Annotated in this window: 11 protein-coding genes, 21 tRNA genes and 1 rRNA gene; 28 read left to right on the top strand and 5 right to left on the bottom strand. The window is 43.6% G+C overall.

Features of this window, described 5'->3' with window-relative positions:
* The first annotated feature begins 2 nt into the window (after window positions 1-2).
* The 22 genes from rrf to MHI23_RS14090 all read left to right on the top strand — a co-directional run bounded on the left by rrf (window position 3) and on the right by MHI23_RS14090 (window position 2,563).
* Window positions 3-118, top strand: a 5S ribosomal RNA gene (gene rrf / locus MHI23_RS14195).
* 519 nt (window positions 119-637) lie between these two features.
* Window positions 638-713, top strand: a tRNA-Val gene (locus tag MHI23_RS14190).
* A 33-nt stretch (window positions 714-746) separates the two neighbouring features.
* Window positions 747-822 (top strand) — tRNA-Thr (locus MHI23_RS14185).
* 37 nt (window positions 823-859) lie between these two features.
* Window positions 860-935, top strand: a tRNA-Lys gene (locus MHI23_RS14180).
* Window positions 936-943: 8 nt separating this feature from the next.
* Window positions 944-1,026 (top strand) — tRNA-Leu (locus MHI23_RS14175).
* Window positions 1,027-1,056: 30 nt separating this feature from the next.
* Window positions 1,057-1,128, top strand: a tRNA-Gly gene (locus MHI23_RS14170).
* A gap of 12 nt (window positions 1,129-1,140) precedes the next feature.
* Window positions 1,141-1,226: transfer RNA gene (locus MHI23_RS14165), tRNA-Leu, on the top strand.
* A gap of 10 nt (window positions 1,227-1,236) precedes the next feature.
* A tRNA-Arg gene (locus tag MHI23_RS14160) sits at window positions 1,237-1,313 on the top strand.
* 7 nt (window positions 1,314-1,320) lie between these two features.
* Window positions 1,321-1,397 (top strand) — tRNA-Pro (locus MHI23_RS14155).
* A gap of 8 nt (window positions 1,398-1,405) precedes the next feature.
* Window positions 1,406-1,478: transfer RNA gene (locus tag MHI23_RS14150), tRNA-Ala, on the top strand.
* Between the two features lie 25 nt (window positions 1,479-1,503).
* A tRNA-Met gene (locus tag MHI23_RS14145) sits at window positions 1,504-1,577 on the top strand.
* Window positions 1,578-1,581: 4 nt separating this feature from the next.
* Window positions 1,582-1,658 (top strand) — tRNA-Ile (locus MHI23_RS14140).
* A 7-nt stretch (window positions 1,659-1,665) separates the two neighbouring features.
* Window positions 1,666-1,758: transfer RNA gene (locus MHI23_RS14135), tRNA-Ser, on the top strand.
* A 22-nt stretch (window positions 1,759-1,780) separates the two neighbouring features.
* Window positions 1,781-1,857: transfer RNA gene (locus MHI23_RS14130), tRNA-Met, on the top strand.
* A 4-nt stretch (window positions 1,858-1,861) separates the two neighbouring features.
* Window positions 1,862-1,938, top strand: a tRNA-Asp gene (locus tag MHI23_RS14125).
* 18 nt (window positions 1,939-1,956) lie between these two features.
* Window positions 1,957-2,029 (top strand) — tRNA-Phe (locus tag MHI23_RS14120).
* A gap of 25 nt (window positions 2,030-2,054) precedes the next feature.
* Window positions 2,055-2,130 (top strand) — tRNA-His (locus tag MHI23_RS14115).
* An 11-nt stretch (window positions 2,131-2,141) separates the two neighbouring features.
* Window positions 2,142-2,215, top strand: a tRNA-Gly gene (locus MHI23_RS14110).
* A 17-nt stretch (window positions 2,216-2,232) separates the two neighbouring features.
* Window positions 2,233-2,309, top strand: a tRNA-Ile gene (locus tag MHI23_RS14105).
* Window positions 2,310-2,315: 6 nt separating this feature from the next.
* Window positions 2,316-2,390: transfer RNA gene (locus MHI23_RS14100), tRNA-Asn, on the top strand.
* A gap of 3 nt (window positions 2,391-2,393) precedes the next feature.
* A tRNA-Ser gene (locus MHI23_RS14095) sits at window positions 2,394-2,484 on the top strand.
* Window positions 2,485-2,491: 7 nt separating this feature from the next.
* Window positions 2,492-2,563 (top strand) — tRNA-Glu (locus MHI23_RS14090).
* A gap of 77 nt (window positions 2,564-2,640) precedes the next feature.
* On the opposite strand, the gene MHI23_RS14085 is transcribed toward MHI23_RS14090, so the two are convergent.
* From MHI23_RS14085 to MHI23_RS14075, 3 genes are all read right to left on the bottom strand, one after another.
* Entirely contained in the window at window positions 2,641-3,117 is a 477-nt protein-coding gene (locus MHI23_RS14085) for a tryptophan-rich sensory protein (RefSeq protein WP_024424942.1), read from the bottom strand.
* An 86-nt stretch (window positions 3,118-3,203) separates the two neighbouring features.
* Window positions 3,204-3,938: a TraR/DksA C4-type zinc finger protein gene (locus MHI23_RS14080; protein WP_024425775.1), complete on the bottom strand. Its 735-nt coding sequence runs from the start codon at window positions 3,936-3,938 to the stop codon at window positions 3,204-3,206.
* A gap of 118 nt (window positions 3,939-4,056) precedes the next feature.
* Window positions 4,057-4,995 carry a 1,4-dihydroxy-2-naphthoate polyprenyltransferase gene (locus MHI23_RS14075; protein ID WP_025093657.1) on the bottom strand — a complete coding sequence of 313 codons (939 nt, stop codon included), beginning with the start codon at window positions 4,993-4,995 and terminating at the stop codon, window positions 4,057-4,059.
* Window positions 4,996-5,375: 380 nt separating this feature from the next.
* Here MHI23_RS14075 and MHI23_RS14070 point away from each other — a divergent pair, with 380 nt between their 5' ends.
* The 6 genes from MHI23_RS14070 to menC all read left to right on the top strand — a co-directional run bounded on the left by MHI23_RS14070 (window position 5,376) and on the right by menC (window position 12,817).
* Window positions 5,376-6,794 (top strand): isochorismate synthase, encoded by a 1,419-nt coding sequence (locus tag MHI23_RS14070; RefSeq protein WP_342492024.1) that lies wholly within the window; start codon window positions 5,376-5,378, stop codon window positions 6,792-6,794.
* A complete protein-coding gene (gene menD, locus MHI23_RS14065) occupies window positions 6,787-8,532 on the top strand; it encodes a 2-succinyl-5-enolpyruvyl-6-hydroxy-3-cyclohexene-1-carboxylic-acid synthase (RefSeq protein WP_024425778.1) in 1,746 nt (581 codons plus the stop codon). Before MHI23_RS14070 ends, menD begins: the two co-directional genes overlap by 8 nt.
* Window positions 8,514-9,341: a 2-succinyl-6-hydroxy-2,4-cyclohexadiene-1-carboxylate synthase gene (gene menH / locus MHI23_RS14060; RefSeq protein WP_024425779.1), complete on the top strand. Its 828-nt coding sequence runs from the start codon at window positions 8,514-8,516 to the stop codon at window positions 9,339-9,341. Before menD ends, menH begins: the two co-directional genes overlap by 19 nt.
* A 14-nt stretch (window positions 9,342-9,355) precedes the next feature.
* The gene (menB, locus tag MHI23_RS14055) at window positions 9,356-10,174 is read left to right on the top strand and encodes a 1,4-dihydroxy-2-naphthoyl-CoA synthase (protein ID WP_024424937.1); all 819 of its coding nucleotides are present in this window, start codon (window positions 9,356-9,358) and stop codon (window positions 10,172-10,174) included.
* A gap of 71 nt (window positions 10,175-10,245) precedes the next feature.
* Entirely contained in the window at window positions 10,246-11,706 is a 1,461-nt protein-coding gene (locus MHI23_RS14050) for an o-succinylbenzoate--CoA ligase (RefSeq protein ID WP_342492023.1), read from the top strand.
* Entirely contained in the window at window positions 11,693-12,817 is a 1,125-nt protein-coding gene (gene menC / locus MHI23_RS14045) for an o-succinylbenzoate synthase (protein WP_342492022.1), read from the top strand. The genes MHI23_RS14050 and menC overlap by 14 nt, the downstream gene beginning before the upstream one ends.
* Before the next feature lie 106 nt (window positions 12,818-12,923).
* Here the strand turns inward: menC and MHI23_RS14040 are convergent, their stop codons facing one another.
* Both MHI23_RS14040 and MHI23_RS14035 read right to left on the bottom strand, forming a co-directional pair.
* The gene (locus tag MHI23_RS14040; protein ID WP_024424934.1) at window positions 12,924-13,115 is read right to left on the bottom strand and encodes a hypothetical protein; all 192 of its coding nucleotides are present in this window, start codon (window positions 13,113-13,115) and stop codon (window positions 12,924-12,926) included.
* A 25-nt stretch (window positions 13,116-13,140) separates the two neighbouring features.
* Window positions 13,141-13,299 carry a DUF1540 domain-containing protein gene (locus tag MHI23_RS14035; protein WP_008360682.1) on the bottom strand — a complete coding sequence of 53 codons (159 nt, stop codon included), beginning with the start codon at window positions 13,297-13,299 and terminating at the stop codon, window positions 13,141-13,143.
* Window positions 13,300-13,331 lie beyond the last annotated feature (32 nt).

Genomic DNA, 13,331 nt, shown 5'->3' with positions numbered 1-13,331 from the left:
GGTTTGGTGGCGATAGCGAAGAGGTCACACCCGTTCCCATACCGAACACGGAAGTTAAGCTCTTCAGCGCCGATGGTAGTTGGGGGTTTCCCCCTGTGAGAGTAGGACGCCGCCAAGCTTCTAGAAGGATCAGTTCCAGTCGGAACTGGTCTTTTTTGTGCAAGTTGAGGGTACATACATTCACTAGTTTGATAAAAGATCGTGGCTTCATTTTATGTCCACAAGCAGCGTGTAAAATACTTGGATATAAAGAGAAAATGAGCCTATCGCATAAAACATATCTATAAAAAACAATAGAGAGATAGAGTATCAGCTTATATAGGGAAATTAAAGAAGTGTAAGCCTATATGATTTTTATAAATGCTTACGGCTAAAGAGATTACATATATCATTAAAGTATAAAAATGAGGGACTGCTAATATTTCTGAAGGAATCGAACGTTTTAAAAGAGAATATAGAAGAGAGAAGTTGAGCTGCTGAACGTGGAACAGCAGCTGTTTGAATAGGTGAAATGACGATCATTTGTTAAAAGAAATACGCAATGAAAATTGAAATAAAATTTTTTTAATATAGCCTTTACAAATGATTAAAACCTGTATATAATAATCTTTGTCGGATCGAGAGATTCCTACATAGTGGAGGATTAGCTCAGCTGGGAGAGCATCTGCCTTACAAGCAGAGGGTCGGCGGTTCGAGCCCGTCATCCTCCACCATATTTATTCTTACATAATGTTAGGATAGATAAAGCCGGTGTAGCTCAACTGGTAGAGCAACTGACTTGTAATCAGTAGGTTGGGGGTTCAAGTCCTCTTGCCGGCACCACTTTCATATGGTAAGATAGACAAGTCGCTTTTAAAGCGAGCCATTAGCTCAGTTGGTAGAGCATCTGACTTTTAATCAGAGGGTCGAAGGTTCGAGTCCTTCATGGCTCACCATGTTTCATGCGGGTGTGGCGGAATTGGCAGACGCGCTAGACTTAGGATCTAGTGTCTTTATGACGTGGGGGTTCAAGTCCCTTCACCCGCATTGCCAAATAAAATAAAGAAATCCTGTAATGCGGAAGTAGTTCAGTGGTAGAACACCACCTTGCCAAGGTGGGGGTCGCGGGTTCGAATCCCGTCTTCCGCTTATACCATCCACGCCGGGGTGGTGGAATTGGCAGACACACAGGACTTAAAATCCTGCGGTAGGTGACTACCGTGCCGGTTCAAGTCCGGCCCTCGGCATTATAAATAAGCGCCCGTAGCTCAATTGGATAGAGCGTTTGACTACGGATCAAAAGGTTAGGGGTTCGACTCCTCTCGGGCGCGCCATTAAGATCGGGAAGTAGCTCAGCTTGGTAGAGCACTTGGTTTGGGACCAAGGGGTCGCAGGTTCGAATCCTGTCTTCCCGACCATCTTTTATGGGGCCTTAGCTCAGCTGGGAGAGCGCCTGCCTTGCACGCAGGAGGTCAGCGGTTCGATCCCGCTAGGCTCCACTTTTTAAAAGATTATTTTGATCATGGCGGTGTAGCTCAGCTGGCTAGAGCGTACGGTTCATACCCGTGAGGTCGGGGGTTCGATCCCCTCCGCCGCTATAAAGGACCTTTAGCTCAGTTGGTTAGAGCAGACGGCTCATAACCGTCCGGTCGTAGGTTCGAGTCCTACAAGGTCCACCATCTATACGGAGGAATACCCAAGTCCGGCTGAAGGGATCGGTCTTGAAAACCGACAGGGGTGTCAAAGCCCGCGGGGGTTCGAATCCCTCTTCCTCCGCCATATTTTTTAAAACCCATATCATCGCGGGGTGGAGCAGTTCGGTAGCTCGTCGGGCTCATAACCCGAAGGTCGCAGGTTCAAATCCTGCCCCCGCAACCAAAATGGTCCGGTAGTTCAGTTGGTTAGAATGCCTGCCTGTCACGCAGGAGGTCGCGGGTTCGAGTCCCGTCCGGACCGCCATTTTTCAAAAGAATACTTGGCTCGGTAGCTCAGTTGGTAGAGCAACGGACTGAAAATCCGTGTGTCGGCGGTTCGATTCCGTCCCGAGCCACTTTTATAAAAATATTCATAGTATGGCGGTTGTGGCGAAGTGGTTAACGCACCAGATTGTGGCTCTGGCACTCGTGGGTTCGATTCCCATCAATCGCCCCATACATATTTTTGCGGGTGTAGTTTAGTGGTAAAACCTCAGCCTTCCAAGCTGATGTCGTGGGTTCGATTCCCATCACCCGCTCCATTTGTATATCTGTTCATGGGCCTGTAGCTCAGCTGGTTAGAGCGCACGCCTGATAAGCGTGAGGTCGGTGGTTCGAGTCCACTCAGGCCCACCATGATCTTCCGCAGTAGCTCAGTGGTAGAGCTATCGGCTGTTAACCGATCGGTCGTAGGTTCGAATCCTACCTGCGGAGCCAAATGGAGAAGTACTCAAGTGGCTGAAGAGGCGCCCCTGCTAAGGGTGTAGGTCGCGTAAGCGGCGCGAGGGTTCAAATCCCTCCTTCTCCGCCATTGATCTGGCCCGTTGGTCAAGCGGTTAAGACACCGCCCTTTCACGGCGGTAACACGGGTTCGAATCCCGTACGGGTCATTTTTAAAAGAGATCTTGTCAAAGATCTCTTTTTTATTTTCTCCAAAACGAAAGACCGCATCATGGCGGTCTTTTTTTTACATATTCATGGAATAGATCGTATAAGACAAGTATGTGGCAAAGAAGCCCCATAAGACATAAGGAATCAGTAAAATTGGAACGACTTTGCTTAGTTTACGTGAGACGATGACAAGTGCAAGTGCTGTCAGTGCGACGAGAAGGCAGTCGATTGTAGCTACAAACAAATCCTTTTGTGTAAATTGAAAAAAGCTAAAGGCTTGATTGAAAACATAATTTAAAAGGAAAAGAATCCAAAATGGTAAAGTGATTTTTTGGAATCCATATTTTCCATAAATGATCGCTGCGGACAATGAGATGAGTGCAAATAAGACAGCCCACACAGCACCAATCACACCGCCACCAGGCGTCCATTCTGGTTTATTCAATGCGTCATACCATTCTCTGTCGATGGGGAACAAGAATCCGGCAATAGAGAATAGTGCGTATGTAATAAAGAAGACAACAATCGCCCAAATGATACTTTTTCTAGCCATCAAGAATCTCCTCCAATCAAATTCACTCTTAAAATGATTTCCCAATAATTACATGATATAAACATAAAGCCCCCAATATGAGGGGACTAATGATTTTCTTCTGTATAAGGTTCTTCCTCGTACGGTTTCAAGTCACCAAATACCGTCATGACACCTTCTTCGTCTAGTGCTTCTTCATAGGCCTCGTGTGCTTTGGTCGGATACACCTTGCTTGCTTTTCCTTCAATATCAGCAGCTGCGAATCCTTCGTAGTCCTCCACATAATCTTCATCTTCTGATTGTGTATATACATCATCGTATGTTAGAGGAGGGAATTCCATATCAGACGGGGTCTCAGAGTTTCCGTAGCGTTCTACGTCTTGGTAGGCATCCTCTCCATCGTACGCAGCACTTTCTTCATTTTCAAATTGTCCCGCGGGCGGACTTAATAAATCCTCTTCAATCGGACGGTTTTGTGAAACGGTCTGTTCTTTTGAATGCTCTGTGCATGTGACGGCAGTAGGCAAGGCTTCTAAGCGTTCCTTTGGAATAGGGGCTTTACAGACCTTGCACAGACCATAAGAGCCGTCTGCAATGGCTTGGAGTGCTTCATTGATGTCTAACATATGTTCATGTTCCAAGCTGTTTAAAGCAATATCTTTCCCCCGCTCGAACAGCTCTGTCCCTTGATCACCCGGGTGGTTATCATAGGCAGACAATTCACCGATCGAATCGTAAGGAAAGGATACTTTCTGTTCATCGTCATGGCTTTTGGCTTCAAGTTCTTTCTTTTCATCAAGAAGGCGCTGCTTCAAATGATGTAATTCGTCTTTAGACAACAAAGCGATCATCCTTTCATATCAAACATATTGTTAGTATGAGCAATTTTGTATGTAAGACTAGTTCCAATTTGAAGCAATTCCTTATTAAAAAAACGCCTGCGGCTGCAGGCGTTCTTTGTTACGCGATATAGTATTGTATGATTAAAGCGATCGTCAGCAGAAAACCAAAAAATGTATTGGTTTGAGCTGTAGATTTCATGGCATTCATTAATTCAATCGGTTTTTCTTTTTGCTTAAACTCTTTAATGGCTGTATAGGCTTTTGGCACACTCAGTAAAACAAGAAGACTCCAAAGACCGACGATATCTGTGAAGATATAAACAAAAATGAGGACATATGATACCAAAAACATGGAAAGTAAAATGTTCACTGCAGCTTTGCGTCCAGCAAGAATGGCAAGTGTTCTTCGTCCATTTTCCTTATCCCCGTCTAAATCACGGATATTGTTCGATAGTAAGATGGCACCAACTAAAATAGAAATTGGTAGTGAGATGAGAACCGCTTTAGACGTCAGTGTGCCTGTTTGGATATAGAAACTAATCAGGATGATTCCTAATCCCATAAAAGCACCTGAAACAAGTTCTCCAAACGGTGTATATGCAATTGGTACAGGGCCGCCAGTATAGAAATAGCCTGCTGCCATACAAATAAGTCCTATTAGTGCAATCCACCAGCTAGACATCATGCAAATATATACCCCAAGTAATAAAGAAAGCGCAAATAGTGCATAAGCGAGGCTGAGGACTGTCTTTGGCTTCACACCGTTTCTTACAATGGCTCCGCCGATGCCGACAGATTTCTCGTTGTCAAGCCCGCGAACATAATCAAAGTACTCATTAAACATGTTTGTTGCGATTTGGATAAACATAGATGCAAACAGCATGGCTAAAAATAGCCCAACATGTATTTGACCACTTGGAAGTGCTAAAACAGTTCCTAAAGTAACGGGAATAAATGCCGCTGTTAGTGTATGCGGTCGTAGTAAATTCCACCAAATTCGCCAGTTTTTATCAGGCTTTATTGGTGAAAGCTGATCTGATATCGATTGATGCTGCATAAAATATACTCCTTTAAATAAAAAAATACGTACACGTCCAAATTCCAGTTTAGCAAAGTTCAAAAAGGTGTCAATATATTGATGCGATGAATCGGGAAAAAGATGTTTGCTAATCGTTGCCATATCGAAGAAAAGCTTGATTTTAGAACAGGTCCTGCCATTTTATCTTTGATGCTCTCGTTTCAATAAGCAGGAGCGAAAAAATCTTGAAAGCGTGATATAATAAGGATTCGAGGTTTTAAAAGCTGTTTTCTTTACTAAGTTCATCTGTTAAGGTTTATAATAGAAAAGCAGGTCATTCGACATATTCGAATGTTCATGTATTTTTTTGTTATGGTTTTATTTTTTATGTTATTTCATGGATTTTGGAGGAATGTATCATGGTGACAACAGTGCAAAGTACTTTCCGGCAGGAAGCGCTCGCGACATTAGAAGAAGCGAATAACGTCAACCATGCTGTTTTGATAAGCTACTCCAGAAGAGTTGACGATCTGGATCCTCTTGCCTTTTTCCAAAGCGGAGAAGCGGATTTTTTAGGCGAGCGGTTTTTTTGGTCTGATCCAGAAAGCCAAATGATATTTTCTGGACTTGGCAGAGCGGCCGTCATTAAATCATCTGAGCAAGGCAAGGAACTATTCGATATAGTCCATCAAGAATGGGAACAGCTAAAGCAGCACATGTTCCATTTTCATGATGAGAAGGAGTTAAAGCAAGCGGCTGTTGGTCCGCTTTTATTTGGAGGATTCTCGTTTGATCCGCACGAAGAGAAGGCGCGTCATTGGGAAGCATTTGGCGAGGCTCATTTTTTTGTGCCGTCGATCATGCTGACTGTCTCAAAAGAAGGCAGTTTTCTTACGATCAATGAGTGGAAGCAGGTGGACGGGAATGTTCATCAGCTTATTCAAGAATTAGAACAAAAAGCCTCCCGTTTCGAGGCATTGCCAGTACGGACTGGTGGACAAGCTGAACTTGTTCAAATGGAAGAGCTGGATGTGAACGAGTGGATGAAGGCGATCCAAGCAGCGACAGACCACATTCGTGCAAACGAATATGAAAAGGTTGTTTTAGCAAGAGAAGTCTTGCTTCACTATAAAAATCAAATTGAACTTGCTCCACTATTAGCAGAATTATTAAAGCACCAAACAACGAGTTATGTATTTGCGGTTGAACAGGGAAGACAAGCATTTGTCGGAGCCACGCCGGAACGCTTAGTGAAAAAAAGCGGTGGAGAGGTCTTTTCATCCTGTTTAGCAGGTTCCATTGTTCGCGGAAAAGATGAAGCGGAGGATCACGCATTAGGCGAGGAACTGCTGCATGATGAGAAGAATTTGATTGAACATCAAATTGTCGTCAATATGATTGAGCAGGCATTTAAAGCGAATTGCCTTCATGTGCATAAACCAAATCAACCAAGTCTTTATAAAACGAAAAACATTCAGCATTTGTTTACACCGATTGTGGGAGAAATCAAAAGCAGCTGTTCCCTCTTTTCATTAATTGAGCAGCTTCATCCGACGCCGGCATTAGGCGGATATCCTAAGGAAAAGGCGGTTGAAGTGATTCGTGAAATCGAACCGCTTAAGCGCGGCTGGTATGCAGCGCCGGTAGGCTGGATTGATTCTCAGGATAATGGAGAGTTTGCTGTAGCCATTCGGTCAGGTCTTATTGAGGAAGATCGTGTTCGTTTGTTCGCTGGCTGCGGAATTGTAGAGGATTCCCTTGCAAAGCAGGAGTATGAGGAAACACAAGTGAAGTTAAGACCAATGCTGTCTGCTCTTGGAGGTCATCCTATTGAATAATCACATCATGACAACATATATAGGCAGATTGATGGATGAATTCGTCCAAGGTGGTGTGAAAGAGGCAGTTGTCTGTCCTGGTTCTCGTTCAACTCCGCTTGCGATGCTGGCCCTTGCTCATCAAGACATCCATGTCCATGTTTTAGTGGACGAACGGTCTGCTGCTTTTTATGCGCTTGGTCTTGCAAAAGCAAGTCAATCACCAGTGCTACTTATTTGTACATCAGGTACAGCAGCTGCTAACTTTTATCCAGCCATTGTAGAGGCGCATTATTCTCGTGTACCTCTTATTGTTTTAACTGCTGATCGGCCGCACGAATTGAGGGAAGTGGGGGCACCTCAAGCGATTGATCAGCAATTCTTATTCGGTAAGTTTGTTAAATGGTTCACAGACTTAGCATTGCCAGAGGAAAGTCAAACGATGCTGCGTTATGTTCAGACAGCAGCTGCGAGAGCAAATCACATGTCGATGCAGGAGCCAAAGGGGCCTGTTCAGATCAATGTACCTCTGAGAGAACCATTGCTTCCTGATCTGTCTATTGACCCTTTCGCGCGAGAAGAATCAGACACGAAAAAGGTATTAGCATCAGGTCAGGCTTTCCCAAATGATCGAGTGATGTCTGAAATCGTAACCGTCATAAACCAATCCAAAAAGGGACTGATTGTGGCCGGTGAACTTCATACACAGGAAGAAAAAGAGGCAGTTTTACGCCTTTCAAAAGCCCTGCATTTACCTATTTTAGCTGACCCGCTTTCTCTTTTGCGCAACGGGCATGAAAATGAAGATCTGATCATCGATGCGTATGATTCTTTATTAAAAGATGAAGCATTACAGCAGCACCTATTGCCGGATATGGTCATTCGTTTTGGACCGATGCCTGTATCTAAGCCCTTATTCAAGTGGCTGGAAAAACATGCGGAAGTGAAGCAGATTGTTGTAGATGCAGCCGGAGGTTTTCGTGATCCTGGGTTAAGTGCTTCATACGTCATTGAAAGTACTGTCTCTGCTTTTGTAGAAGCAGCATTAAATCAAGCAGTACAACGTAAAGAGACAAGTTTCTTAAACTGCTGGCAGAATGCTAATTCTTCATTCAGAACGCATGCAGCCCGCTATTCAGATGAGGATTTGTCCTTTGAAGGGAATGTGTACCGTCAGCTTCAGCACCTCTTGCCAAAGGAGAGTGTCCTTTTTATCGGAAATAGTATGCCGATTCGTGATGTAGATACATTTTTTGAAACTCAGTCCAAGCCTTTTCGAATGATGGCGAATCGCGGAGCAAATGGCATTGACGGCGTTGTGTCCACAGCACTTGGCACGTATGCAGCATTGAAGCAGCCAGTCACTTTAGTCATTGGAGATTTATCATTTTACCATGATATGAACGGTCTGCTTGCAGCTAAGCTGATGGACATTCCGCTGACAGTTGTTTTGATAAACAATGATGGGGGAGGTATCTTTTCTTTCCTTCCGCAGGCGTCTGATAAACCTTATTATGAAAAGCTCTTCGGTACGCCGACAGGACTGAATTTTGAGTATGCATCGAAGTTATATGGGGGAACCTATTCGAAACCGGCAACGAAACAAGAGTTACATGATGTGTACATGGCGCATATCGATGAACCTGGGCTTCATTTAATTGAAATTGAAACAGATCGTCATTCCCGTGTAGACAAGCACCGTCAAATGATGGATGACATATTGGAAGAAGTGAAAAAAGAATGCCTTCGCTCATCATAAGAATGCGTGATGGGGTAGCGTACGAAGTGGTGGACCAGAACCCTTCGGCAGCAAATGCCACATTATGCTTACACGGCTTCACTGGAAGTGCAGCGTCTTGGACGTTCTTGAATGCTTATTTGAAGAATACAAGACTGATTCAGGTCAGCTTGCTTGGACATGGGCGTACGGACTCGCCAGAAAGTGTGAGAAGATATGCCATGTCTCAGCAGCTGACAGATCTTGTAGAGATTTTAAACCAATTAAAGCTTCACAAAGTGAATATTCTCGGATATTCTATGGGAGGACGTATTGCTTTATCATTTGCCGCTCGTTATCCAGATCGTGTCAATAAATTGATTCTTGAGAGTACATCTCCTGGGCTTCGCACTTTTAAAGAGCGGATGTCAAGACTAAAGCATGATCATCAGCTTGCTCAAAAGATTAGACATGAAGGCTTAGTGAAGTTTGTGGATTTTTGGGAAAGCATTCCTTTGTTTGCGTCGCAGAAAACTTTATCAGCGGAAAGGCAGACTGAGCTGAGAGAGGGAAGACTAAAAGCCAATCCTCTTGGACTGGCTCGCAGCTTAGAAGGAATTGGAACAGGTTCACAGCCGTCTGTTTGGAAGGCGTTAAAGCATATTCATTTGCCTGCTTTGTTCATTTGCGGAACGCTTGATGAAAAGTTCTGCCATATCGGCAAACGTATGCAGCAGGAGCTGAAAGGAAGTCAATTTATAGTGGCTGAGCATGCTGGGCATACAGTTCATGTGGAACAACCACATTTTTTTGGTAAAATAGTAAGTGAGTTTATTTTAGCGCAAGATTAGAGGAGGAAATATTGATGGCTATTGAATGGCAAACTGAGCGTCAGTATGACGAAATTTTATATGAAACGTACAATGGGATCGCAAAGATTACGATTAATCGTCCGCACGTACATAACGCGTTTACCCCGAAGACTGTTAGTGAATTAATTGATGCATTTTCACGGGCTCGTGATAATTCAGAAGTTGGTGTGATCGTACTTGCAGGTGCTGGCGGAAAAGCATTCTGTTCTGGTGGAGACCAAAAAGTTCGCGGCCATGGCGGTTATGTAGGAGACGATCAAATTCCACGTCTAAATGTATTAGACTTGCAGCGTTTGATTCGTGTCATTCCAAAACCAGTTATCGCAATGGTAGCAGGTTACGCGATTGGCGGAGGCCACGTTCTTCACGTTGTGTGTGACCTGACAATTGCAGCAGATAATGCAATTTTTGGACAAACAGGTCCAAAAGTAGGCAGCTTTGATGCTGGTTATGGTTCAGGTTACCTTGCACGTATTGTTGGTCATAAGAAAGCAAGAGAAATCTGGTACTTATGCCGTCAATACAATGCACAAGAAGCGCTTGATATGGGACTTGTTAACACAGTTGTGCCATTAGATCAGCTTGAAGAAGAAACGGTGAAGTGGTGTGAGGAGATGCTAGAAAAGAGCCCGACTGCTTTACGATTCTTGAAGGCTGCATTTAACGCAGATACGGATGGATTAGCTGGAATTCAGCAATTTGCAGGAGATGCGACACTTCTTTATTACACAACAGATGAAGCAAAAGAAGGACGCGATTCCTTTAAGGAAAAACGCAAGCCGGACTTCGGCCAGTTCCCGCGTTTCCCTTGATTCAATGATATCAATGAACAACAGCTTAGTGCATCAGACTAAGCTGTTTTCTTTTACAAAAAGGAGGTGTCATGATGAAGCAACCTAATTGGCTGCTGCACCGTGCCTATTTAACGCCAGATCGAGTCGCACTCATTTATCAAGAGAAAGAGTGGACATTTCACGAATTAGCTCAAGAAGCGGAAGAGCTTTCAAATAGACTTGCTCAGGCATCATTGAAAAAAGGGGAAACGGTTGCGCTTTTGATGAACAATCATCCTCAAATGGTGATGCTTGTACATGCCTGTTTTTTATTAGGGTTAAAAATTGTGCTATTGAATAATAAGCTGACAAAAGCTGAAAGGCGCTATCAGCTAAAAGATGCAAAAGCCGCGGCGTTATTAACAGAATCTAGTTATGCAAGCGATCATGAGGGTGATTTACCCGTTTATACAATGGAAACTTTACCTGAACCAGGGCAAGGCCATGTCAACAAGATCGAGAGTGAATTTGATTTGAATGAAACAGCGACCATCATGTATACATCTGGGACAACAGGACGTCCAAAAGGGGTAGAGCAAACGTTTGGTAATCATTTTCATAGTGCTGTTTCCTCTGCACTGAATCTGGGTCTCAGAGAGGATGACCGCTGGCTCATTGCCCTGCCTCTTTTTCATATTAGCGGCTTATCTGCTTTATTTAAGTCTGTGATATATGGAATGACAGTCGTGCTTCATCAGAAGTTTGACGTCGATGAAGTAAAGGATTCTATTGAACGGCATCGTGTAACGATGATTTCTGTTGTGCAGACGATGTTATCTCGTTTGTTAAGCAGATTGGCAGAATGTCCGTCTTCTTTGCGCTGTCTTTTATTAGGGGGAGGACCTGCGCCTTATGCGATGCTTCAAGAAAGCAAAGAGAAGGGCTTTCCTGTCTTTCAATCGTACGGGATGACGGAAACCTGTTCACAAATTGTGACCCTTGCGCCCGAATTTAGTGTAGAGAAGATTGGGTCAGCGGGAAAACCTCTTTTTGGGTGTGAGCTGAAAATTCAAGATGGAGATCGCATTTGCCGTCCTTTTGAGCATGGCGAAATTATGGTGAAAGGTGCAAATGTGATGAAAGGTTACCTTTACCGTGAAGAAGCGACCGCGGCTGCCTTTGATGAGGGCTGGCTGAAAACGGGTGATATTGGCTATGTGGATGAGGAAGGGTTCTTATTTGTGCTTGACCGCCGTTCAGATTTAATTATTTCTGGCGGAGAAAATATTTATCCTGCGGAAATTGAAGCGGTTCTGCTAACACATCCGCATGTCAAGGAAGCCGGAGTAACGGGTATGTATGATGATAGATGGGGAGAGGTACCTGCTGCTTTCCTTGTAACAGATGGTAAGATACCGGAGAATGAGCTCTATGCTTTATGTGAGTCGCATTTAGCCAAATATAAATGGCCCGCCGCTTTTCACTTTGTGGACGAGCTGCCAAGAAATGCGTCGAATAAATTGCAAAGGCACAGACTCAGATCAAAGGGGTTTTCAAATGATTCAAATTGAACGAGTAATTTTATATCATGTCACGATGAAGCTTAAACAGCCATTTACAACAAGTCTTGGAACCATTTCAGAGCGTGAGTTTATTATTGTTGAAGTCAAAGATCAGACAGGATTGACTGGATGGGGAGAAGTCTCTGCCTTTTCTTCTCCGTGGTATACAGAAGAAACAATTGAGACTTGCTATCATATGCTGAGAGCTTTCTTTATCCCGAACGTGCTGACGCGCACCTTTACACATCCTTCAGAAATCCCTGACAGTCTGTATCATTTTAAAGGCAATAGGATGGCGAAAGCAGGCATTGAAGCGGCTGTTTGGGATATTTATGCGAAGCGTGAGAATAAGTCTTTACGCGATGTATTAGGCGGTACAAAAGATAAAATACCATCTGGCGTTGTGGCGGGGTTAGGCCCTATTGACGATATGCTTGAGCAAATTCAGCAATTTGTTGACCAAGGATATCAGCGGGTGAAGGTGAAAATTAAACCAGGACAAGATATTGGACTTCTTCAAAAGATCAGAGAGTCTTTTCCTGATCTGCCATTAATGGCAGATGCAAACTCTGCTTATGAATTAAAAGATATCAGCAAGCTTAAGCAGCTCGACGATATTCGTTTATTAATGATTGAACAGCCTTTAGCAGCAGATGATATTGTGGACCACCGCCATTTGCAAAAGCATTTAAAAACGCCGATTTGTTTAGATGAAAGTATTTGTTCATTAGATGATGCTAGAAAAGCTGTAGAGCTTGGCAGTTGTCAAATTATTAATGTGAAGCCTTCACGAGTTGGCGGATTGACAGAGGCTCTTAAAATTCATACGTTCAGTAAGGAGCATCAAATTCCGTTATGGTGCGGAGGGATGATTGAAACAGGTATTTCCCGAGCGCAGAACGTAGCACTTGCTTCGCTTCCTCAATTTACGATTCCCGGTGATATTTCAGCTTCGTCAAAATTTTGGGAGCAGGATATCATTTTTCCTGAAATTAAGGTTGAAAATGGGTTTATTGAGGTGCCTCGCTCCCCAGGAATGGGCGTGGAGGTTGATTACCAAGCGCTCCGTTCGTTTTCAGATAAAATCGACGTGTTTACAAAACATGATTATGTGAGATAAAAACGAAGGAATCACCTTTTGCATCCCAAATAGAATCTAGATATAGTGAGAGAAAGTTTTTCCTTCCTGTCTGAACAAAAAAGAAAGAGCGGTGATCCGCTCTTTCTTACTCTTCAACCAGCTCGCTGTCATAAGCAAGCTGTCCGATATACTGATGAATTTCACTTGGCATGTTTGATGCATGTCCATATTCATAATCCCAAAGATTTAAAAAGGAGTGAGCGGCTTGGTGGAATGCGGCTTCATCCGCGTCATGAATTTCGTCAAAAAACGTTTGAAGCAGCCGATCGTGTTTCAAATTGAAGCGCCTCCTTTAATGAGACTTAAAGGTCTTGTGGTTTAAACGTTTTACAATCCGTTTCTTCACTTTTCTCAGCCGTATTTCCTGTGTGGCTGACGACATAGATTGCATCTGCACCACAGCGGTTTCCAGCATTCCAATAGGAACAGTTATTGACTTCACAAAGGATTTTTTGACTCATACAGATGACCTCCTTTTGAGTATGTCTTTCAT

Origin of the sequence: Bacillus sp. FSL M7-0003, from assembly GCF_038628485.1 — a bacterium.
GTDB classification, from domain to species: domain Bacteria; phylum Bacillota; class Bacilli; order Bacillales; family Bacillaceae; genus Bacillus; species Bacillus safensis.
This window is presented reverse-complemented; position numbering and strand designations above follow the sequence as displayed.

Coding starts and splice junctions, on each gene's coding strand:
- MHI23_RS14085 (WP_024424942.1), bottom strand. CDS start 3,117: ATGGCTAGAAAAAGTATCATTTGGGCGATTGTTGTCTTCTTTATTACA.
- MHI23_RS14075 (WP_025093657.1), bottom strand. CDS start 4,995: ATGCAGCATCAATCGATATCAGATCAGCTTTCACCAATAAAGCCTGAT.
- MHI23_RS14070 (WP_342492024.1), top strand. CDS start 5,376: ATGGTGACAACAGTGCAAAGTACTTTCCGGCAGGAAGCGCTCGCGACA.
- menH (WP_024425779.1), top strand. CDS start 8,514: ATGCCTTCGCTCATCATAAGAATGCGTGATGGGGTAGCGTACGAAGTG.
- menB (WP_024424937.1), top strand. CDS start 9,356: ATGGCTATTGAATGGCAAACTGAGCGTCAGTATGACGAAATTTTATAT.
- MHI23_RS14050 (WP_342492023.1), top strand. CDS start 10,246: ATGATGAAGCAACCTAATTGGCTGCTGCACCGTGCCTATTTAACGCCA.
- menC (WP_342492022.1), top strand. CDS start 11,693: ATGATTCAAATTGAACGAGTAATTTTATATCATGTCACGATGAAGCTT.
- MHI23_RS14035 (WP_008360682.1), bottom strand. CDS start 13,299: ATGAGTCAAAAAATCCTTTGTGAAGTCAATAACTGTTCCTATTGGAAT.